General features: G+C 72.1%; 4 protein-coding genes. 2 read left to right on the forward strand and 2 right to left on the reverse strand.

Annotated features, from left to right (window positions below; translation table 11 throughout):
* On the reverse strand, positions 1–1,943 hold a 1,943-nt coding region (locus V7793_RS34160; protein WP_336013579.1), incomplete at its 3' end, for a putative T7SS-secreted protein.
* A 207-nt stretch (positions 1,944–2,150) separates the two neighbouring features.
* Between V7793_RS34160 and V7793_RS34165 the strand changes: the two genes are divergently transcribed.
* A complete protein-coding gene (locus V7793_RS34165; RefSeq protein ID WP_336013580.1) occupies positions 2,151–3,140 on the forward strand; it encodes a hypothetical protein in 990 nt (329 codons plus the stop codon).
* 57 nt (positions 3,141–3,197) lie between these two features.
* Positions 3,198–3,500, forward strand: a complete 303-nt coding sequence (locus V7793_RS34170; RefSeq protein ID WP_336013581.1) for a hypothetical protein — start codon at positions 3,198–3,200, stop codon at positions 3,498–3,500.
* A gap of 62 nt (positions 3,501–3,562) precedes the next feature.
* On the opposite strand, the gene V7793_RS34175 is transcribed toward V7793_RS34170, so the two are convergent.
* A partial coding sequence (locus V7793_RS34175) for an AAA family ATPase (protein WP_336013583.1) occupies positions 3,563–4,312 on the reverse strand: 750 nt, incomplete at its 5' end.

Consider the following 4,312-nt stretch of genomic DNA (forward strand, 5'->3'; position numbering starts at 1 on the left):
GCCGCGTTCGGCGCCGCGTGCGGGACGCCGCCGTGGGAGCCGGTGGCGAGCGACGACAGGCTCTGGGCGTTGACCGTCACGTCGGTGTCCCGGCCGATGCGGAAGGAGATGCCGTCCGAGGAGATGCCGCGCAGCGTGATCTCGCCCTGCTGGAGGGCCAGGAGCTCGGGGAACTTCAGGTCGGCGAGGTCCTCGGCGTGGCCGAGGGCGCCGCGCGCCAGGCCGGTGCTGTCGGCCACGGCGTCCCCGGCCTTGGCGAGTCCGCCCGGCACCTCCACGCCGTGCCCCGTGGCGGGGGCGTCCGTCAGGAGGGAGAGCCCGGAGGGGTGGCGGGCTCCCTGGACGACGCCGAGGGCGGTGTCCACGGGGAGCAGCAGGTTGCTGTCGAGCCGGAGCTGGCCGAGGGAGGAGTCGAGGTGGGTCAGGGGCGTGACCGCGGAGTCGGTGGCCGTTGCGGGCACGGCCAGGCCGCCCCTGCCGAGCGTGAAGTTCTCGGGGAGGGGCGGGGTGACGAGCCCTTGGACGGCGTGCAGGCCGGGGGCGGCGCCCGTGCCGGTGTGCACGGCTGCGCCGGTGCGGGGCAGCAGCACGTCGCCGAGCTTGGCGAAGCCCAGCTGGGTGAAGTCCAGCGACGGGGTCCGGGTCAGCGAGAGGTGGAACAGGTCGGTCGACACCGACCCGAGGCCCGGGCCGGGGCGGAGTCCGCCGAACGGGCCGGTTCCGAGGTGCGCGCCCGCCCGGCCGGGGAAGCCGGGGCCGTGACCTGCTCCGGCCGTCCCGTGATGGACGCCCTTCATGAGGTACTCGAGGTCGCCCGCCCTGGCCATCATCTGGCGGAGCGAGTGCTGCGGGATGCCGAGGACGCGGTCGGCGAAGGCCAGGGCCGCCGCGCCCCGGAAGCCGACGACGCCGATCTCGGCGAAGTTGAGGGGCAGCAGGGCCGCCACCCCGAACCGGCCGAGCCGGCGCAGGGTGACCATCCCGTAGGCACCGGCCTTGGACCAGGCGCCGGTGAGGTTGCCCGTGACCTTCGCCCAGTCGTCGAGGCCGGCGCGGCCGAGGGACTTCATGCCGGTCCACACCAGGGGCAGGAAGCCGCGCAGCCCGGCGCCGAGCCTGGTGCCGAGGAGCAGGGGCGCGACCACGAGGCGGCTCGTCCCGGTGAGGCGGGCGATGCGGCCGACGTCGTCCAGGAAGCCGGCGCCCCCCGCCTTGATGCCCTTGCCGAGGGCCTTGAGGGTGCCGCCGATGCCCTTGGTGGACGGGAAGAGGATGCCGAGGAAGGCGAGCCCGAGCTGCAGGCCGTTCGCCTTGCCCTGGCTGAAGTCGACGGCGACCTTGATGAAATTGACCGCGTTCATCGCCCAGGCGAGGATCCCGAGGAGGCCGCCGGTGAAGATGGCCAGGATCGAGACGATGATGGTGAGGATCTCGAAGGCCTCCCAGAACAGCTCGCAGTTGCTCACCGGCATCTGCATCCGCTGACCCGCCTCCGTGAGCCGGTGGCTCAGCTGGGTGACGGCGGCGTTCAGGTCGCTGCGGGCGTTCGAGACGCGGTCGGTGAGCCCCTGCCGCTGGGGGTCGTCCTGGGCCATCCCCTGGGCGGCGTTCAGGGCCTGGTCGGCAGCCGACTGCGCGGTGGTGACGGCGGTGGCGTAGGCCCGCATCGCCGCCTCGGCCATGAGGAACGACTCGCGCACCGACCCGGCGAACTTGTTCAGGTGCTCGTCGACCTTGCCGCGCAGCGCCTCCGCTGTCTTGCCGATGAAGCGCTGCCCCTGGGCGGAGGTGTCCTGGAGCGCGTTCAGGCCGTCGTGGATCGTTCCGGCGGTGTCGGCGAGCCGGCGCATGGCGTCGGCCAGGCCGTTGATGACGGCGGGGTCGCCGGGGACCGGGTCCCCGCCCAGCCCCACGGCGCTCCAGTCACCGGGACGCGTGGCCACGTCTGACGCCCTCCCCCTCGCGCACCGCGCCGCCCTCCCCAGGCGGCACACACGGTCATCCTGTCCGATGGGATCGGAGTCACTTCGGTTCACTCTGTGGAGAAAGTCACCACTGAGACGGAAGTCTCCTCCCGTTCCAAGTGAACGGATTGCGCACGACGGCCATCTGTTGGTGTGACAGGTTCGTGCGACCGCGAGGAGGCGACCGTGCCGGACATAGCCGTGGACTACGAGCTGCTCTACGACGTGGCGAAGAAGGCCCGCTCGTTGAAGGAGCAGGTGGCCGAGGCGCGCACGCACACGCCCGACCCCTCCGCCGAGCAGATCGGCCCGGCGGGGGCCAGGACGGCCGTGCGCCAGTACTACGTCCGGTGGGGCGGGGCCTTCAAACGCTCCGAGGAGAAGCTGGAGAAGCTCGGGCAGCTGTACGAGAAGGTGGGCAAGGAGTGGGCCGCCTGGGACTTCAGGCTGGCGGCCGACGCGAACCGGCAGGGCGCCGCCATCGCCGCGGACCTGTGGACCGGGCAGAAGGCCGCCTACGACCAGTGGCAGAAGCTGGTGGCCGAGGGGAAGGCGGACCCGAACGACCCGGACGCCCCCAAGGACCCGGGGCAGCGGCCGGCCACCTGGACCACCACCGACCCCAGCGGCAACTCCACCACCACGACGTACACCTACGGGCCGGACGGCAAGCCGCAGACGGTCACCACGACCATCACCACCAAGAGCGGCCTGACCAGCACCGAGACAACGACGTACCGCCCCGACGGCACCTACGAGTCGAAGGCCACCGACGTGCACGGCAACGTCACGGTGACCAACGGCAACTCCACCACGACGGAGACCGCGCCGAACGCCAAGACCACGACGACCAAGTTCAACAGCACCACCACGGCTCCGGACGGCAAGACGACCGTCACCAGCGGCGACACCTCCTCGGTCTTCAACCCGCAGACCGGGCAGCGCACCTCGCACACCACCTACACGACCACCGGGCCCGACAAGGACGGCAAGGAACGCACCGTCACGGGCACCATCGACACCACCGTGGACGAAAAGGGCGGGGAGACGACCACGACCGTCGAGGTCAAGAAGGACGGCAGCGGGACGAAGACGGTCGAGACCCCCGACGGCCGCTCGCAGAAGTGGGTCAGCACCAGCGCGGACAAGGACACCGGCTGGCGCCTCGAACCCTGAGCCGGCCCCGGCCGGAGCAGTAGCAGCACCTCATCCGGATCACATCAAGGAGACACCATGCCCCAGGGCAACGTCAGCATCGACTACGCCGAGATCGACAAGGTCGCCAAGACGATGAACGACGCCGTCACGAACATCGTGCCCATGCTGCAGAACACCAAGACGACCGTCGAGGGCCTGCTGGACAACGGCCTGTTCATGCAGCAGAGCAGCCCGGCGATGAAGGCGTCGTACGAGAAGCTGACGCTCTCCCTGAGCGAGGCGATGAAGGGCATCACCGCCTTCGCCGGCCAGTTCCAGAAGATCAAGACCGCCGTGGCGCAGATGGACGCGGACATCGCCAAGGGCACCAACGGCTGACCGTCCCTCCCGCACAGCACGAGGCGCCCCCGGCCCGCCGGCCGGGGGCGCCTCGTGCGTCCTCACCCCTCCTGCAGCACGGTCTCCGGTACGAGGAGGGAGACCAGGTCCCCCGTCACCGGATCCACCGTCAGCCCGCGCCCGGGCACGGGCCGCGAGCGCAGCAGGTCGTACGGGAGCCGCACCCCGAGCATGTCCCCCTCGCTCGGGGACTGCGGCGCCAGCAGCAGCCCCTTGCGGAGCCTGCGCGCCTGCCCCAGCCAGCCGAACCCGGCGGAGGTCAGCGCTTCCGGGGTGCCCGCGGCCGCCAGGCCGGTGCCCCGGTCGCGACCGGTGGCCGCGATGTCGCGCAGCACGTCGTCGGCCGCGGGCATCGAGGACAGCAGGTCCGCGTCGTCGACCAGCACCACGGCCGGGCCGCTGCCCGCGTCGAGGGCGGCCCGCACGTCCTCCTCGGACGGATCGGCCTGCGCCAGCACGGTCGCCAGCGGGTGCCGGGCCAGCCCGCGCAGCGGCGATTCGCGCGGGGTGAGGGCGACCACCCGCGTGCCCCCGGCCAGCAGGGAGACCGCGAGGGACGCCAGTGTCGTGGAACGCCCCGTTCCGGGCGGGCCGCTGATCAGGAACGACGGGGCGTCCGCCGCGAAGTCCACGCCGAGCGGCGCCAGATCGTCGCCGCTGATGCCCAGCAGGCCCCACAGCGGCCGCCGCTGCGCCTCGGGCACCTTGTCGTAGGCGTCCGCGAAGGAGATCTTCGCGGGCAGGGTGAGCACCTTCGCGGGACGCCGCGCGGCCGGCACGGCACGGTCGCG

Source organism: Streptomyces sp. KLMMK (assembly GCF_036961605.1).
Lineage (GTDB): Bacteria > Actinomycetota > Actinomycetes > Streptomycetales > Streptomycetaceae > Streptomyces > Streptomyces telluris.

Coding starts and splice junctions, on each gene's coding strand:
- V7793_RS34170 (WP_336013581.1), top strand. CDS start 3,198: ATGCCCCAGGGCAACGTCAGCATCGACTACGCCGAGATCGACAAGGTC.